Here is a 14,071-nt window from a genome sequence, read left to right on the forward strand (position 1 = left end):
GCGGCTTCAGGCGCGAGCCGTTTCGCGAAATCAACGCGGCGTTGCACATCCAGGCAGCTCGCGGCTGAAGCCGCTCCTACAGGATCGTCTCCTCCGCGGTGTTGCCGGGATGCCGATCGCCATGCGACGCGCCTGCGGGCAGGCAAATCAGCCGGGATCCATGGTTCTCGCCAGAGCACTGGCCAGCACGCCGCCAGGGAATCAATCCCGCCCCGCTTCAGTACAGCACCCGCGCGCGCAGCGTGCCCGGGATCTCCGCCAGCGCCGCCCGCAGTTCAAACGCCTGGCGCTCGTCCGCATCCACGTCGATCACCACGTAGCCGACCTTCGCATCGGTGCGCAGGTACTGGCCGTCGATGTTGATCCCGTGGCTGCCGAAGACGTCGTTGACTTGCGACAGCACGCCCGGCACGTTGCGGTGGATATGCAGCAGGCGCCGGCTGCCGGCGTGGCCGGGCAGGGTGACTTCGGGGAAGTTCACCGCCGACAGGGTGCTGCCGTTGTCGCTGTAGCGCACCAGCTTGGCCGCGACCTCGACCCCGATGTTGTCCTGCGCCTCGAGCGTGCTGCCGCCGACGTGCGGGGTCAGGATGACGTTGTCCAGGCCGAGCAGCGGCGATTCGAAAGGGTCGTCGTTGCCCTTGGGTTCGCTCGGGAACACGTCCACCGCCGCGCCCGCGAGGTGCCCGGAACGCAGCGCGGCCGCCAGCGCGTCGATGTCGACCACGCTGCCGCGCGAGGCGTTGATCAGGTGCGAACCCGGGCGCATCCGCGCAATCTGCGCGGCGCCGTACATCATCTTCGTCGCCGGCGTTTCCGGCACGTGCAGGGTGACCACGTCGCTGCGCGCGAGCAGGTCGTCGAGATCAATCGCCGGCCGCGCGTTGCCCAGCGAAAGCTTGGTCTCGATGTCGTGGAACAGCACCTGCATCCCCAGCGCCTCGGACAGCACGCCGACCTGGGTGCCGATGTGGCCGTAGCCGACGATGCCGATGGTCTTGCCGCGCGCCTCGTGGCTGCCGGCGGCCGACTTCGACCAGCCGCCGCGATGGCACTGCGCGTTCTTCTGCGGCACGCCGCGCAGCAGCATGATCGCCTGTGCGAGCACCAGCTCGGCGACGCTGCGGGTGTTGGAGTAGGGCGCGTTGAACACCGGAATGCCGGCCAGCTGGGCGGCGTCGGTGTCGACCTGGTTGGTGCCGATGCAGAAGCATCCGATCGCCAGCAGCCGCCGCGCGTCCGCCAGCACCTCGGCCGTCAGCTGGGTGCGCGAGCGGATGCCGACGAAATGCGCTTCCGCGATGCGCCGGCGCAGCTCGTCTTCGGGCAGCGACTTGGCGTGCAGGTCGATGTTGGTGTAGCCGGCGGCGCGGAACGTGTCGACGGCGGTCTGGCTGACGCCTTCGAGCAGCAGGACGCGGATGTCCTGCTTGGGGTACGAGGTCTTGGTCATCGGCGGCGGGAGGGGAGGATGAAATCAGTTTGCCAGTAACCGGAGCCTTCTGCTGCATTGCCGCACTGGACGGAGATGCGGTCGGGCTGGCAGGCTGCGACACTGCGATGCGTGGCCGCCTTCTTGCGCTCATTCCCGCGGAAGCGGAAACCGCGACATTGCCGGTGGCTCACCGACTTACGCGGACATCATCGGGTCGGCCAGCTTCGCTGTCATGCTGCGCCTCCCCGTTCGCCAGAGCGGCGGGTCGAAGGCGGTGCGCGTCGGCTGCCAGCGAATCCTCCTAGCCATCCGCGCCCGAGGGCCGTCCCTGATGATCAATCCACGCCTCGACGACCTGCACCGACGCATCCCCGGCCTGCGGCTGGAAACCGCCCCCGCCGAGCTCGAATACTACGGTCGCGACTGGACCCGGCGCTGGACGCCGGCGCCGCTTGCGATCGCGCTGCCTGCGAACGCAGGCGAGGCGCAGGCGGTGGTCCGCTGGGCCGGCGCGCATCAGGTCGCGATCGTGCCCTCGGGCGGGCGCACCGGATTGTCGGGCGGCGCGGTGGCCGCCAACGGCGAACTGGTGCTGAGCCTGTCGCGGATGAACCGGGTGCTCGGCTTCGACCCCGTCGACCGCACGCTGACGGTGGAGCCTGGCATCACCCTGCAGGCCGTGCACGAGGCCGCCGCGGAACACGGGCTGGCCTATCCGGTCGACTTCGCCGCGCGCGGCTCCTGCAGCATCGGCGGCAACATCGCTACCAATGCCGGCGGCATCCGGGTGCTCCGCTACGGCAACACGCGTGAGTGGGTCACCGGGCTGAAGCTGGTGGCCGGCAGCGGCGAGCTGCTCGACCTCGGCCGCGGCCTGGTCAAGAACTCCAGCGGCTACGACCTGCGCCACCTCGCCATCGGTTCGGAAGGCACGCTGGGCGTGGTCGTGGAGGCCACGCTGAAACTGGCCGACCCGCCGCCGCCGACCCAGGTGATGCTGCTGGCGCTGCCCTCGTTCGACGTGCTGATGCAGGTGTTCGCCCAGCTGCGCGACCGCCTGCGGCTGGAGGCCTTCGAGTTCTTCACCGACCGCGCGCTGCATCACGTGCTGGCGCACGGCGGGCAGGCGCCGTTCGACCAGGTGCACCCGTATTACGTGGTCGCCGAACTCGCGATGGAAGGCGAGGGCGACGAAGCCGCGATGCTGGCGGCGTTCGAGCACTGCATGGGGCAAGGCTGGGTCAGCGACGGCGTCATCGCCCAGGGCGAGGCGCAGGCCGCGCAGCTGTGGCGCCTGCGCGAGGGCATCACCGAGAGCCTGGCGCGACACGTGCCGTACAAGAACGACGTGTCGGTGCGGGTGTCGGCGATGCCGGCGTTCCTGGCCGAGGCGCAGGCGCTGCTGGCGCAGGGGTATCCACAGTTCGACGTGGTCTGGTTCGGCCACATCGGCGACGGCAACCTGCACATCAACGTGCTTCGACCCGATGGCATGGACGACGCCCAGTTCGTCGCCCAGTGCGAGCAGGTGACCAGGATCCTTGCGCAGACGCTGCAGCGCCACGGCGGCAGCATTTCGGCCGAACACGGCATCGGACTGGTGAAGAAGGCCTATCTGCCTTCGACCCGCAGCGCGGCGGAGATCGAGGTGATGCGCGGCATCCGTCGGGTGCTCGATCCGTACGGCATCATGAATCCGGGAAAGCTGTTCGATCCCTGAGGGCTTTGGTAGGAGCGGCTTCAGCCGCGAGCTTTTCGCAGATGCTCAGGGGTCGAGGAAGAGCTCGCGGCGGAAGCCGCTCCTACAGAACGTTCGAGCCTCAGTCGGCGCGACCGCCGAATTCGCCGGTGCTGGTATTGACCCACACCCGCTCGCCGTTGCCGATGTACTCGGGCACCTGGATCTCGATCCCGGTGCTGAGCTTCGCCGGCTTCGGCCGCTTGGTCGCGGTGCCGCCCTTGAGCTCCGGCGGCGTCTCGACCACTTCCAGGGCCACGCTCTGCGGCAGCTGCAGCGCCACCGGCTGCTCGTCGATGATCTGCACGTAGCATTCGGCCAGGCCGTCGCTGATATAGCCCGCGTCGTCGCCGACGATGTTTGCGTCGAGGGTGTAGGGCGTGTAGTCCTCGTCATCCATGAACACGAACGCGTCGCCGTCCTTGTACGAGAAGGTCACCTGCCGGCGCGAAAGCTCGACTTCCTTGAGTTCGTCGTCGCCGCCAAGGCTGAGGTCGAACTTGTTGCCGCCGGGCACCGAATACATGGTGAAGCGGAACTTGACGTTGCCGCCGCGACCCTGCGGCGAGCTGCGCTCGATGTCGCGCACCTGGTACACGGTACCGTTGTGCTCGACCACGTTTCCTTTCTTGACGTCGTAGGCTTTCATTGGCTGATTGTTGGCGATGGGTAATGGGATGGGTTCGTGCGGATCGAGGGCTTTGGATCCGGGCAGGCCGGCATCTGTCATCTCGCTGCGGCGGATCGCGACTTCGACGGGACTCGCCCATGCGAACTCCCGATCGCGCGCGCGGATTCCAGTTACTTCGGCGCCAGCCGCACCGCGCCGTCGAGGCGGATGGTCTCGCCGTTGAGGTAGCGGTTGCCGAGGATGTAGGCGACCAGGTCGGCGAACTCCTCCGGCCTGCCCAGACGCGACGGGAAGGGGATCGAAGCCGACAGCGACTGCTGCACCTCGTCCGGCATCCCGTCGACCATCGGCGTCCAGAAGATGCCGGGGGCGACAGTGTTGACGCGGATGCCGAAGCGGGCGAGCTCGCGCGCCATCGGCAGGGTCATGCCGACCACGCCGCCCTTGGACGCGGAATAGGCGGCCTGGCCGATCTGGCCTTCGTACGCGGCCACCGAGGCGGTGTTCACGATCGCGCCGCGCTCGCCGTCCTCGCCTGCCTCGTTGTGCTGCATCTGCGCGGCCGCGGCCTTGGCGACGTTGAAGCTGCCGACCAGGTTGACCATGACCGTGGCCGAGAAATTCTTCAGCGCCATCGGCGCCTCGCGGCCGAGCACGCGACCGGCGCCGAGGATGCCGGCGCAGTTGATCGTGGCATTGAGGCCGCCCAGGAAAGCCTTCGCCGCGGTGACGTTGGCGACCACGCCGTCCTCGTCGGTGACGTCGGTGCGGAAGTAGCGCGCCTTGGCGTCGCCCAGCGCTGCGACCGCGGTCGCGGCCTTGTCGTCGTTGACGTCGAACAGGGCGACCTTGCCGCCGTCGGCGACGATGCGCGTGGCCACGGCCAGGCCCAGGCCGGAGACGCCGCCGGTGACGACGGCGCGGATGGAGTCGGGCTGCATGCGGGATCCGGGAAAGCGGAAAGCGGCGATTTTAACCGTGATGGCCGCGGGCCGGGGCCTCGTCGCGTCCCGGTTCCCCCGAGGCAGCGGCCTCGGCGATGAACCTTGCCGCCCGACGCGGCGACGCCCGTTGGATTTCGCTGCCGAAGCCGCTCCCGTCCGCCCTGACGGCGGCGGCGTGGCCCACCTACAGGTCGCGCAGGTAGTAGGTGTTGCAGCCGCCGTGGCCGGTTGCGCCGAGCGGCGCGTCGATGCGCCTGAAGCCGCTGCGCTCGTAGAGCCTCATCGCTGCGTCCATGCCGCGCAGGGTCTCGAGGTAACAGCGGCGAAATCCGAACTCGCGGGCGGTATCCAGGCAGCGCGCCATCAGCGCCGCGCCGGCGCCACGGCCGCGCAGCGCCGGCAGGAAGTACATCTTGCGTAGTTCGCAGGTGTCCGGGTCGCCGCCCAGCAGCGGTGCGATGCCGCCGCCACCCAGGAGCCTGCCGGCGTCCTCGACGACGAAATACGCCGCGCGTTCGATGGCGTAGGCGCGATGCATCCAGTCGACTTCCGGGTCGTTGATCGCGAACCCGTCGCCGACCGCGCCAAATTCCGGCATCACCGCGCGGATCACCGCGGCCACGGCCGCGTCGTCGCGCGCTTCGATCGGTCGGATGTGCAAGCGCTCAGGCATCGACCTGCACCGTGCCGGCGCCGAGGCGGCGCGCGAATTCGTCCGGCCGCAGGCCCGGCGCGAACAGAAAGCCCTGGCCGATCGGGACCCCGAGCTGCAGCAGGAAGCGGCGCTGCTGCTCCGATTCCACGCCTTCCGCGACCAGCCCCAGGCCGAGGCTGCGGGCGATGCCGGCGACCGCCTGGCAGACCGCGACGTCGGACTTGTTGCCGGGCACGCCCTCAACGAACAGCTGGCTCAGCTTCAGGCCGTGGATCGGCAGCCGCCGCAGGTAGTTGAGCGCGCTGTAGCCCTCGCCGAAATCGTCGATGGTCAGCACCACGCCCTGTTCGCGCAGGCGGGCGAAGGTACGCAGCGTGTCGGGGTCGTCCTCGATCAGCACGCGCTCGGTGAACTCCAGCTCCAGTGCCGTCCCGGGCAGGCCGAACTCCGCCAGCACGCCGCGCACCGTGTCGGCCAGGTCGTCGCCGAGGAACTGGCGGTAGGACACATTCACCGCGACGCGCACGATGCCCAGCCCGGCGTCGCGCCACTGCGCCACCTGCCGGCAGGCCTCGCGCAGCACCCAGCTGCCGATGCGGACGATGTCGCCGGTGGTTTCGGCATGGCCGATGAAATGGTCCGGGCGCATCTCGCCGAGCTGGCGATTCTCCCAGCGGATCAGGGCCTCGGCCGCGACGATGCGGCCGCCCTGCAGCGCTACCTGCGGCTGGTAGACCAGGTGGAACTCGTTGTTGTCGGCGGCGCGGCGCAGGTGCGTCTCCACGCGCAGGCGGTCCTGCTGGCTCTGCGCCAGCGCCGGGGTGAACACCTGCCAGCCGTTGCGGATGCGGCGCTTGCTGTCGTACATCGCCGCGTCGGCGTTGTGGATCAGGGTCTGCGGCTTGTCACCGTGTTCCGGCGCGCGCGCGATGCCGATGCTCGCGGTGATCGTGAATTCCTCCTTTTCGAACCGGAAGCTGTCGCCGAACGCGTCGAGGATCGCGTCGGCAACGCGTTCGGGCCGCTCCGGATCGTCTTCGGTGCTGCACACCACCAGGAACTCGTCGCCGCCGAAACGGGCGATCAGCCCTTCGGTGCCCACCGCGCGCAGGATGCGGCGCGCAGCGTTCATCAGCAGCTCGTCGCCGGCGTTGTGGCCGAGCACGTCGTTGACCACCTTGAACCGGTCCAGGTCGATGTAGAGCACCGCGACCCCGGACTGTCCGGGGTCGGCCAGGCGCGCGCTGATCTCGCCGAGGATCGCATCGCGGTTCATCAGTCCGGTGAGCGGATCCGTGCGTGCCTGCACGCGCAGCGTCTCTTCGCCGTGCTTGAGTTCGGTGATGTCCTGCAGGGTGCCGGTGAGGTGCGAGGTGGCCGGGTCGCCGGGCACGCCGCCGCCGATCACGCGCACCCAGAATGCATGGCCGTCGGCGCGGGCGCCCTGCAGTTCGAGGTCGAAGTCGCGGCCTTCGCGGACCGCCAGGTCGAGCGCCGCGTGCAGGCGCGCGCGGTCGCTGGCGGCGAGGCACTCGATCATCCGCGGCATCGTCGCCGGCGGCGCGTCCTGGGCGAGGATGCGCACCGATTCATCGGTGAGATAGAGCTGGTCGCTGGTGGCGTCCCATTCCCAGCCGCCGATGTGCGCCAGCGCCTGCACCCGGTCGAACAGGGTGCTGTCGCGCTTGAGTTCGGTGACGTCGCTGAACATCGACAGCACCTGGTGCGGCTTGTCGGCGTCCGCCGCGAACTGCGGCACCACCGTGACCGACAGCCAGCTGAGCTGGCGCCGCTGGCGATGGTAGAGGCCGACCAGGGTGCTTTCGATGATCCTGCCTTCTCGCAACGCGCGCATGGCGGGATATTCGGCTTCCGGCATCACCGTGCCGTCCTCGCGCACCAGCATCCAGTGCTGCAGGCGCATGGCGTCGTCGAGCGATTCGCTGCCGTCGATGCCCAGCAGGCGCAGCGCGGCGGAGTTGCCGTAGGTGAAGTTGAGGAACTCGTCCTGGACCACGATCCCCTTGTCGATCACCTCCATCAGCTCGCGGTAGCGCAGCTCGGCTTCCTGGCGGCTGCTCAGGTCGCGTGCCACCGCCACCAGGCACGTACGGCCCTCGTGCTGGAAGCCGGCCGAATGCACCTCGACCGGAAACCGCGTGCCGTCGGCGCGCATGTTGGTCACTTCGATGACGTAGGTGCGGCCGCGGTTGATCGTGTCCCACACGGGTCCGAGGTGGCCCTTGGGCAGGTCGGGGTTGAGCACTTCGATCGACTGGCCGACGATCTCCTCGCGCGGGCGCCGGTAGGCCACCATGCCGGCCTTGTTGAGGTCGAGCACGATGCCGCGTTCGTCGAGGATGCTGACCGGGTCGGGCACCGCGTCGAACAGCGCGTGGTAGCGCAGGCGCGCGGTTTCGGCATCGCTGCTGGCCGAGCGCAGGGCATCGCGGGCCTCGGCGAGCAGCTGGCGGACGTCGGCCGGGATCGCCAGGTCGCGGCAGGCGGCGTCCAGCGCCAGCGCAACCTGCGCCGTGCCGTCGTTGGCCGACAGCCTCGAAGCCTCCTCCGGCAGCCGGCCGCCCGTGCTCATGACGCGGTTCGCGCCCGGGTGACCTTGCTGCCGGTGTCGCGGCCGAGCAGGGCGGCAAGCCAGCGACCGGTGTCGCTGAGCGCGGCGAGGTCGATGCCGGTTTCGATGCCCATGCCCTGCAGCATATACGCGACATCCTCGCTGGCGACGTTGCCGGTCGCGCCCTTGGCATAGGGGCAACCCCCGGTGCCGGAGACGGCGGCGTCGACCACCGCCACGCCTTCCTCCAGGCAGGCCAGGATGTTGGCCAGCGCCTGGCCGTAGGTGTCATGGAAGTGCACCGCCAACGCCGGCATCGGCACCGCTTCGGCCACCGCCCGCAGCATCGTCCGCGCCTTGCCCGGCGTGCCGATGCCGATGGTGTCGCCGAGCGAGATTTCGTAGCAGCCCATCGCGTGCAGCGCCTGCGCCACGCGCACCACGTCGGCCACCGGCACCTCGCCCTGGTAGGGGCAGCCGAGTACGGTGGACACATAGCCGCGCACCGGGATGCCGTCGGCGGCGGCGCGCGCCAGCACGGGCGCGAAGCGGGCCAGGGATTCGTCGATCGTCGCGTTGATGTTGGCCTTGTTGAACGCTTCCGACGCCGCGGTGAACACCGCGATCTCGTCGGCGCCCGCGGCGCGCGCGCGTTCGTAGCCCTGTTCGTTGGGCACCAGTACCGGGTAGCGCACGCCCGGGCTTCGGTGGATGCCGGCGTACACCTGCGCGGCGTCCGCCAGCTGCGGCACCCACTTCGGACTGACGAAGCTGGTGGCTTCGATGGTCTGCAGGCCAGTGGCCGACAGCCGGTCGACCAGTTCGATCTTGGCGGCGGTCGGGATGATCGTCTTTTCGTTCTGCAACCCGTCGCGCGGACCGACCTCGACGATGCGCACCGACGCAGGCAGGGCCATGCTCAGGTTTCCAGGACGACGAGGCTGGCGTCGGCGTCGACGAATTCGCCTTCGGCCGCCCGCACTTCGGCGACCACGCCATCGCGCGGCGCCTTCAGGGAAAGTTCCATCTTCATCGCTTCCATCACCAGCAGTTCCTGTCCCTGCACCACGTTGTCCCCGTCCGCGACGCGCACCAGCACGATGCGGCCCGGCATGGGCGCGACGACCTGGTCGCCGCTGCCTTCCGTGCCCGCGTGGTCCGCCTGGTAGGCCGGCACGCGCTCGTAGCGCCAGCGCCGTTCCCCGTCGTGCAGCAGTATCCGGCGCGCATCGGCATCGATGCGGTAACGCCGGCCCCTCCCGTCGAAACGCGCACCGAGGCCCGCGTCGGCCATGTCCGGCGTGGCGGTGCCTCGCGCCGGCAAGCCGGGATCCGCGGGAGTCGCCGCCGACAGCCGCGCGCCGGAGACCGTGACCGTGGCGCCATCCGATTCAATGCGGTACTCGCCGTCCGCGCCGTGCGCGGTGATCTCGCGCCGTGCATCGCCCAGGCGCAGCGCCAGCCGGCGCCTGCCGGCGTGGCCCAGGCGCCAGCCATCGGCGATGGCCCACGGCGACGAGGGGTCGCCGCTGCGCGCCGCAGCTGCCCGCGTGCCGGCTTCGTCCTGCAGCAGCGCGACGGTCGCCGCGGCGGCGACCGGGTCGGCGTCGTTTTCGTCGCCGCCGATGAAGGCGTCCAGGTGGCGGTCGAGGTAGCCGGTGTCGATGCTGGCGTCGACGATGGCCGGGTGCCGCACCAGCCGTTCGAGGAAGGCGATGTTCGACTTCGGCCCCTCGATCTCGCACCGCATCAGCGCCTCGCGCATGCGGGCGAGGGCGCGAGGCCGGTCTTCGTCCCACACCACGAGCTTGGCGATCATCGGGTCGTAGAAGATGGTCACCGTGTCGCCTTCGACCACGCCCGAGTCGACGCGCACGTGCGTGGAAGGCGCAGGCAGGCGCAGGCGCTCGAGCCTGCCGGATCCGGGCAGGAAGCCGGCATCGGGATCTTCCGCGTACAGGCGCACCTCGATCGCATGGCCGCGCTGGACGATATCGCCCTGGGCCAGTGGCAGCGGCTCGCCCCCGGCGATGCGCAGCTGCCACTCGACCAGGTCCAGGCCGGTGACCAGTTCGGTCACCGGATGCTCGACCTGCAGCCGGGTGTTGATCTCCATGAAGAAGAATTCGCCCGAGGGCGCGACGATGAATTCCACCGTGCCCGCGTTGGCGTAGTCAATCGCGTGGGCGGCCTGCACCGCGGCTGCGCCCATCGCCGCGCGCAGCTCCGGGGTGACGAAGGGCGAGGGCGATTCCTCCAGCACCTTCTGGTAGCGGCGTTGCGCCGAGCATTCGCGTTCGCCCAGGTGGATCGCGTTGCCCTGGGCGTCGCCGAACACCTGGATCTCGATGTGCCGCGGCGATTCGATGTAGCGCTCGAGCAGCACGCGGTCGCGGCCGAAGGCGTTCTTCGCTTCGCGCTGGCAGCTCCCCAGGCTGGGCAGGAATTCCTCTGCGCTGCGCACGATGCGCATGCCTTTGCCACCGCCGCCGTGCGCGGCCTTGATCATCAGCGGATAGCCGATGCGCCCGGCCTCGCGCGCCAGCAGCTGCGGCGACTGGTCTTCGCCGGTGTATCCCGGCACCACCGGCACCCCGGCGGCGGCCATCAGGTCCTTGGCCCCGGCCTTGCTGCCCATCTTGCGCATCGAATCTCCCGATGGACCGATGAAGGCCAGTCCCGCGGCCTTCACCGCATCGGCGAAATCGGCGTTCTCGCTGAGGAAGCCGTAGCCGGGATGGATCGCCTGCGCGCCGGAGCGGCGTGCGACCTCCAGGATGGCGTCGCCGCGCAGGTAGCTGTCCTGCGGCCGCGGGCCGCCGATCGGCCAGGCTTCGTCGGCCAGGCGCACGTGCTGCGCATCGGCATCGGCTTGCGAATACACCGCCACGGTGGCGACGCCGAGCCGGCGCGCGGTGCGGATGACCCGGCAGGCGATTTCGCCGCGGTTGGCGATGAGGATCTTGTCGAACATGCGGTGTCGTTGCTCTGAAGCCCGCCCCCTCAAGGGGAGGGTTTGGGTGGGAGTGGTGTCGCGCGTGCTTGCAGCGTTCGCAATATCACCTCAAGCACGCCATCGGTGTTGTCGAAGATGCCATTGTTCCAGAACCCGAGAATGACCAATCCGACGCCTTCCAATACTGCAGTCCGTCGTGAGGCTCCCTTGAAGGGGAGGATTTAAGACGCGTGGCGTCAGCCGATGCACGTCATTTCGCTACCCACGCCGCCGCGCGCTTGTCGAGGAACGCCGACAGCCCTTCCTGCCCTTCCGGCGAGACCCGCAGCCGGGCGATCAGATCGGCATTGGCCGCATCGATGGCGTCGCGGTCGCGCAGCCCGGCCACGTCGCGCACCAGCGACTTTGCCTGCGCCGAGGCGACCGGCCCGGCCTTGAGCAGCAGGGCAACCTGCCGGTCGACCGCGGCATCCAGCCCGTCCGCGGCCACCACTTCGTGCAGCAAGCCGATCCGCCGGGCCTGCGCGGCGTCGAAGACTTCCGCGCTGGCAAAGTAGCGACGTGCATGGCGCGCGCCGATCGCCGCGATCACGTACGGCGAGATCACCGCCGGCAGCAGTCCGAGTCTGGCCTCGGTCAGGCCGAACTTCGCATCCTCCGCGCCGATGGCGATGTCGCAGCAGGCCACCAGGCCGACGCCGCCGCCAAAGGCCGCGCCCTGGACGCGCGCGATGGTCGGCTTGGGCAGCTCGTCCAGCGCCCGCATCAGCCGGGCGAGCGCGAGGGCGTCGTCGCGGTTCTCGCGTTCGCACGCGGCGGCCATGCCGCGCATCCAGTTGAGGTCGGCGCCGGCGGAGAACGATGCGCCGCTGCCTTCGAGCACGACCACGCGTACGCCTTCGTCGCGCGCCAGCAGCGTCAAGGCGTCGGTCATGGCGGCGATCAGTTCGGCATCGAAGGCGTTGTGCAGCCCGGGGCGATGCAGGCGAACGCGGGCCACCGCGCCTTGGCGATGGGTCTGCAGGGCGTCAGTCACGCGCGCGTGCTCCGGGGAAGGGATTGGACATCATAAGTGGCGCCGGGACCTTCCCGTCTCTGTCTCGGATCTAAATGCGATTCATTCTCGGTTGTCTGTAGAATGCGCTGATCTTCCCCCGGGTAACGCCGATGCGTCTGTTGCGCCTGCTTTCGCTGATGATCCTGCTGGCCACGGCCGGCAGCGCCTTCGCCGCCCCGCAGGTGCAGACCCTCTGGCGGCTGCTGGACTACATCGCGGTGGACTATCCCGGCGCCGTGCGGGGCGGGGCGGTGATCAGCGAGGTGGAATACGGCGAGATGACCGAATTCTCCGCGACGGTTCGCGAAGGGCTCGCAGGCTTGCCCGTGCATCCGTCCAGACAGGCGCTCGAAGCGCAGTCCGTGGCCCTGCAGGAGGCAATCGCCAACAAGGCCAGTCCGGAGCAGGTCGAGGGCCAGGCGCGGGCGCTGGCCGACGCGCTGTTGCGCGCCTATCCGGTGCCCAGGGCGCCCGATGCCGTGCCGGACCTGTCGGTCGCCAAAGCGCTGTACCAGCAAAATTGCGCGAGCTGCCACGGGGCGACGGGCGCCGGTGACGGCGCTGCCAGCGCGGGGCTCGACCCGCCGCCGATCGACTTCACCGATGCGGCGCGCGCGCGCCAGCGCAGCGTGTTCGCGCTGCAGCAGGTGATCGAGCAGGGGCTGGAAGGCACCTCGATGGCGAGTTATGCGCAGCTGTCGGAGGACCAGCGCTGGGCCCTGGCGTTCTACGTCGGCCAGCTTGCATTCCCCGGCGAAGCGGCCGCCCGCGGCAAGGCGCTGCTGCGCGAGCACCCCGAAGCGCAGGCGGCGGTACCGGACCTGGCGGCGCTGGTGCAGGTGCTGCCGGCCGGCCTGGCCGGGCTGCCGCAGGACGTGGCGGACGACATCACCGCCTACCTGCGTCGTGAGCCGCAGGCGGCCCTGGCCATGGCCGACGCGGGACAGAAAGACGGCGCGCTGGTGCTGGCACGCACGCGCCTGCGGGAAGGCGTGGAAGCCTACGCAGCCGGCGACGCCGCGGTGGCCCGCGACAAGGTGCTGTCCGCCTACCTCGACGGCGTGGAACCGGTCGAGCCGCTGCTCGGTACCCGCGACGCCGGGCTGCTGCGCGAACTGGAAACCGCGATGGCGGGCGTCCGCGCGCGCATCGGCGAGGGCGCCGGCGTGGCCGATGTCCGCGCCAGCGCGGATGCGGCCAATGCGCTGCTCGACCGCGCCGAGGCCGCGCTTGACGACAACGACAGCGCAGGCGCCACGACGGCCTTCGTCGGCGCCCTCACCATCCTGCTGCGCGAGGGCCTCGAGGCCCTGCTGATCGTCATCGCGATGGTGGCCTTCCTGCGCAAGGCCGGGCGCGTGGAAGCCATGCCGTACGTGCACGGCGGATGGGTCGGCGCGCTGGTCGCCGGTGGCGCCACCTGGCTGGCCGCCACTTACCTGGTGGACATCAGCGGCGCTAGCCGCGAACTCACCGAAGGATTCGCCGCGCTGTTCGCGGCGGTGGTGCTGGTTTCGATCGGGATCTGGATGCATGGCAAGAGCCAGGCCGACGCGTGGCAGCGCTACATCCGCGAAAAACTGTCGCGCGCGCTTTCGCGCGGTTCGGCGTGGTTCCTGTTCCTGCTGGCCTTCATCGTCGTGTACCGCGAGGCGTTCGAAACGGTCCTGTTCTACGCCGCACTCTGGAGCCAGGGGCACCATGGCGCGATCATGGCCGGTGCGGCGACCGCGGCGGTCAGCCTGGCCGTGGTGGCCTGGCTCATGCTCCGCTACAGCCGCAACTTGCCGTTCGGGAAATTCTTCGCGGCAAGCGCGGCCCTGGTCGCGGTGCTGGCGGTGGTGCTGGCCGGCAAGGGCATCGCGGCGCTGCAGGAGGCGGGCTGGGTGCCGATGTCGCTGTTCAACGGGCCGCGCATCGACCTGCTCGGCATCTACCCGACCATGCAGGGCGTCACCGCCCAAGTCGTGGTGCTGGTGGCGCTGCTGCTCGGGTTCGCGTGGAACACCCGCACCGCGCGCGCCGCGGCTGCGACGCGCTGAGCGCCGCCTGTGGCGCCAATGGCGCTGCGGGAGGTCGTGTT

11 protein-coding genes are annotated in these 14,071 nt (G+C 69.8%); 2 read left to right on the plus strand and 9 right to left on the minus strand.

The genetic code is table 11. The features are described 5' to 3' along the window. Positions 1 to 217: 217 nt before the first annotated feature. The gene (serA, locus tag ACFOM9_RS04020) at positions 218 to 1,453 is read right to left on the minus strand and encodes a phosphoglycerate dehydrogenase (RefSeq protein WP_386706390.1); all 1,236 of its coding nucleotides are present in this window, start codon (positions 1,451 to 1,453) and stop codon (positions 218 to 220) included. A gap of 313 nt (positions 1,454 to 1,766) precedes the next feature. On the opposite strand from serA, the gene ACFOM9_RS04025 reads away from it, so the two are divergent. Next, entirely contained in the window at positions 1,767 to 3,155 is a 1,389-nt protein-coding gene (locus ACFOM9_RS04025) for an FAD-binding oxidoreductase (protein ID WP_386706392.1), read from the plus strand. 100 nt (positions 3,156 to 3,255) lie between these two features. Here ACFOM9_RS04025 and yeiP read toward each other — a convergent pair whose 3' ends face one another. The 8 genes from yeiP to ACFOM9_RS04065 all read right to left on the minus strand — a co-directional run bounded on the left by yeiP (position 3,256) and on the right by ACFOM9_RS04065 (position 11,967). Beyond that, positions 3,256 to 3,822 carry an elongation factor P-like protein YeiP gene (gene yeiP, locus ACFOM9_RS04030; protein WP_386706394.1) on the minus strand — a complete coding sequence of 189 codons (567 nt, stop codon included), beginning with the start codon at positions 3,820 to 3,822 and terminating at the stop codon, positions 3,256 to 3,258. 152 nt (positions 3,823 to 3,974) lie between these two features. After that, the gene (locus tag ACFOM9_RS04035; RefSeq protein ID WP_386706396.1) at positions 3,975 to 4,745 is read right to left on the minus strand and encodes an SDR family NAD(P)-dependent oxidoreductase; all 771 of its coding nucleotides are present in this window, start codon (positions 4,743 to 4,745) and stop codon (positions 3,975 to 3,977) included. A 187-nt stretch (positions 4,746 to 4,932) separates the two neighbouring features. Next, entirely contained in the window at positions 4,933 to 5,421 is a 489-nt protein-coding gene (locus tag ACFOM9_RS04040; protein WP_386706398.1) for a GNAT family N-acetyltransferase, read from the minus strand. Beyond that, positions 5,414 to 7,996, minus strand: coding sequence for a sensor domain-containing protein (locus ACFOM9_RS04045; protein ID WP_386706400.1), 2,583 nt, complete (start codon positions 7,994 to 7,996; stop codon positions 5,414 to 5,416). The genes ACFOM9_RS04040 and ACFOM9_RS04045 overlap by 8 nt, the downstream gene beginning before the upstream one ends. Further along, positions 7,993 to 8,892 carry a hydroxymethylglutaryl-CoA lyase gene (locus ACFOM9_RS04050; protein ID WP_386706402.1) on the minus strand — a complete coding sequence of 300 codons (900 nt, stop codon included), beginning with the start codon at positions 8,890 to 8,892 and terminating at the stop codon, positions 7,993 to 7,995. Before ACFOM9_RS04050 ends, ACFOM9_RS04045 begins: the two co-directional genes overlap by 4 nt. Before the next feature lie 2 nt (positions 8,893 to 8,894). Beyond that, positions 8,895 to 10,949 (minus strand): acetyl/propionyl/methylcrotonyl-CoA carboxylase subunit alpha, encoded by a 2,055-nt coding sequence (locus ACFOM9_RS04055; protein ID WP_386706404.1) that lies wholly within the window; start codon positions 10,947 to 10,949, stop codon positions 8,895 to 8,897. A 29-nt stretch (positions 10,950 to 10,978) separates the two neighbouring features. Beyond that, positions 10,979 to 11,152, minus strand: a complete 174-nt coding sequence (locus ACFOM9_RS04060) for a DUF559 domain-containing protein (RefSeq protein WP_386707320.1) — start codon at positions 11,150 to 11,152, stop codon at positions 10,979 to 10,981. A gap of 29 nt (positions 11,153 to 11,181) precedes the next feature. Continuing rightward, positions 11,182 to 11,967, minus strand: coding sequence for an enoyl-CoA hydratase-related protein (locus ACFOM9_RS04065; protein WP_386706406.1), 786 nt, complete (start codon positions 11,965 to 11,967; stop codon positions 11,182 to 11,184). A 131-nt stretch (positions 11,968 to 12,098) separates the two neighbouring features. Here ACFOM9_RS04065 and ACFOM9_RS04070 point away from each other — a divergent pair, with 131 nt between their 5' ends. Continuing rightward, the gene (locus tag ACFOM9_RS04070) at positions 12,099 to 14,030 is read left to right on the plus strand and encodes an FTR1 family protein (RefSeq protein WP_386706408.1); all 1,932 of its coding nucleotides are present in this window, start codon (positions 12,099 to 12,101) and stop codon (positions 14,028 to 14,030) included. Positions 14,031 to 14,071 lie beyond the last annotated feature (41 nt).

It is taken from the genome of Luteimonas notoginsengisoli (genome assembly GCF_042648885.1).
GTDB classification, from domain to species: domain Bacteria; phylum Pseudomonadota; class Gammaproteobacteria; order Xanthomonadales; family Xanthomonadaceae; genus Luteimonas; species Luteimonas notoginsengisoli.

Coding starts and splice junctions, on each gene's coding strand:
- serA (WP_386706390.1), bottom strand. CDS start 1,453: ATGACCAAGACCTCGTACCCCAAGCAGGACATCCGCGTCCTGCTGCTC.
- ACFOM9_RS04055 (WP_386706404.1), bottom strand. CDS start 10,949: ATGTTCGACAAGATCCTCATCGCCAACCGCGGCGAAATCGCCTGCCGG.
- yeiP (WP_386706394.1), bottom strand. CDS start 3,822: ATGAAAGCCTACGACGTCAAGAAAGGAAACGTGGTCGAGCACAACGGT.
- ACFOM9_RS04025 (WP_386706392.1), top strand. CDS start 1,767: ATGATCAATCCACGCCTCGACGACCTGCACCGACGCATCCCCGGCCTG.
- ACFOM9_RS04070 (WP_386706408.1), top strand. CDS start 12,099: ATGCGTCTGTTGCGCCTGCTTTCGCTGATGATCCTGCTGGCCACGGCC.
- ACFOM9_RS04050 (WP_386706402.1), bottom strand. CDS start 8,892: ATGGCCCTGCCTGCGTCGGTGCGCATCGTCGAGGTCGGTCCGCGCGAC.
- ACFOM9_RS04040 (WP_386706398.1), bottom strand. CDS start 5,421: ATGCCTGAGCGCTTGCACATCCGACCGATCGAAGCGCGCGACGACGCG.
- ACFOM9_RS04035 (WP_386706396.1), bottom strand. CDS start 4,745: ATGCAGCCCGACTCCATCCGCGCCGTCGTCACCGGCGGCGTCTCCGGC.
- ACFOM9_RS04045 (WP_386706400.1), bottom strand. CDS start 7,996: ATGAGCACGGGCGGCCGGCTGCCGGAGGAGGCTTCGAGGCTGTCGGCC.